Below are 1,648 nucleotides of genomic sequence, written 5' to 3' on the forward strand. Positions count from 1 at the left end.
CCCGGAAGCTAAGCCTTACAGCGCCGATGGTACTGCAGGGGGGACCCTGTGGGAGAGTAGGACGCCGCCGAACAAATATTGCGAAAACCCCTGTACCGTTTATTCGGTACAGGGGTTTTCTGCGTTTCAGCTACGGTGGCTATCGTGGCTGATATGAACTACAAGATCCGTTCGATACGCGCCGACGAGTGGGCCGCGGCGAAGGAGCTGCGGCTCGTTGCCCTTCAGGATCCCGTCGCGCACCTTGCCTTCCTGGAGACCTACGACACGGCGCTGGCCCGGCCGGACTCCTTCTATCAGGAGCGGGCCGTAGGGGCCGCTGAAGGTGCTGAAAAGGCTCAGCAGGTCATTGCCGAGGGGCCGGACGGGGAGTGGGTCGGTACGGCGACCGTGCTTCTTGAGGAGGCTGGGACGGTCGACTGGGCCGGCTATCCGGTCGAGCGGAAGCAGGGACACATCGTCGGGGTGTTCGTGCGGTCGGAGGTCCGGGGCATCGGGCTGACCGAGGTGCTCTTCGACGCGGCTCTGGAGTGGGCCTGGGGGCGCGGGGTCGAGCGGGTGCGGCTCATCGTGCACGAGGACAACGAGCGGGCCCGGCGCTTCTACGGCAAGGTCGGCTTCGTCCCCACGGGCGTCGTCGTGCCGTTGGGTGAGAACGCGGACGAGCGTGAGGTGGAGATGGCGGTCGAGCGGCCGTAGCCGTAGGGGCCGTAAGTCTGTTTGCTAGGCCGGTAGTTCGTGGTGGGGCCAGCGGGCCCTGGCCTGTTCTCTGGAGCGGAGGAGGGCCAGGGTCGGCAGGCCTCGGTCTGCTCCTGTGGCGAGGAGTTCCGGGAGTTGGGGGAGCGGGGCCACGGCGGCTACGTCGTCCAGGACAAGCGTCATTGGTGGGTCGAGGCGACCGGCCGATGACCGTTCGGCCATGTGCCGGCCGCGCTCGACCACGCTTGATGCGAGGGCGGTGAGGAGAGGCATCGCGCCCGGGTTCGTACGGGGGTCCTCGATGGATTCACCGACCAGATAAAGCGTGCCCCCTTCGTTCACGAAGGAATCCAAGGAGAGGGCGTCAGTTCGGTTGGGTGTGCAGGCTTCGCGGATGTTGACCGTGAAGAGGGAGGAGAGCGCGCGGCTCGTCAACTCCTGGGCGATGTCCCGGCGTTCGGGGTGGGACGTGAGTGCGCCTTCGAGTTCGCCCGCTGCGCCGGGGGCCGCCTTGGGGTTGGTGCGGAGGATTCTTACCGCGTCCTGGATCTGGGTGCCCTGGGACCAGCGGTGGACGTGGCGGACGGTGCGGCCGTCGATCGCGGCGGCGTGCAGGTAGCTGCGGAGGAGCGTTTCGGCTGTGTCTGCCACCGCCTGGTCGATCTTTGCGGTTGGTCTTACGGGGGCGAGGAGGTCGGCGGCTCTTTTCACCGCCGTCTGTTTGTCCTCGCAGGCCGTGGTCGGGGACCAGTGGAGGCGGGCCGGGGTGTCGCAGAGGTGGGTGGGGTCGTAGAGGAGGACTGGGCCCAGTTTGGCTCTGGCGTCTTTTGTGTCCTGCCAGACCGTCTTGTTGGACGTGACTACCAGGGCTGGGCCTTCCGCGTCCCGTACGGCTTGGGTGGCTGTGGTCTGGCGGCTTTCCGCCGTCGCCAGGAAGACTCTTTCCCAC

General features: G+C 66.8%; 2 protein-coding genes and 1 rRNA gene. 2 read left to right on the plus strand and 1 reads right to left on the minus strand.

The annotated features are described in order from the left end of the window. Both rrf and ACNFOC_RS54115 read left to right on the plus strand, forming a co-directional pair. A 5S ribosomal RNA gene (rrf, locus tag ACNFOC_RS56175) occupies nt 1-73 on the plus strand; the annotation flags it as partial. Between the two features lie 80 nt (nt 74-153). Continuing rightward, nucleotides 154-699 carry a GNAT family N-acetyltransferase gene (locus ACNFOC_RS54115; RefSeq protein ID WP_416966276.1) on the plus strand — a complete coding sequence of 182 codons (546 nt, stop codon included), beginning with the start codon at nt 154-156 and terminating at the stop codon, nt 697-699. Between the two features lie 24 nt (nt 700-723). Here ACNFOC_RS54115 and ACNFOC_RS54120 read toward each other — a convergent pair. Further along, nucleotides 724-1,648: type IV secretory system conjugative DNA transfer family protein (locus ACNFOC_RS54120; protein ID WP_416966275.1), on the minus strand; the 925-nt coding region annotated here is incomplete at its 5' end.

Source organism: Streptomyces colwelliae (assembly GCF_048158785.1).
Lineage (GTDB): Bacteria > Actinomycetota > Actinomycetes > Streptomycetales > Streptomycetaceae > Streptomyces.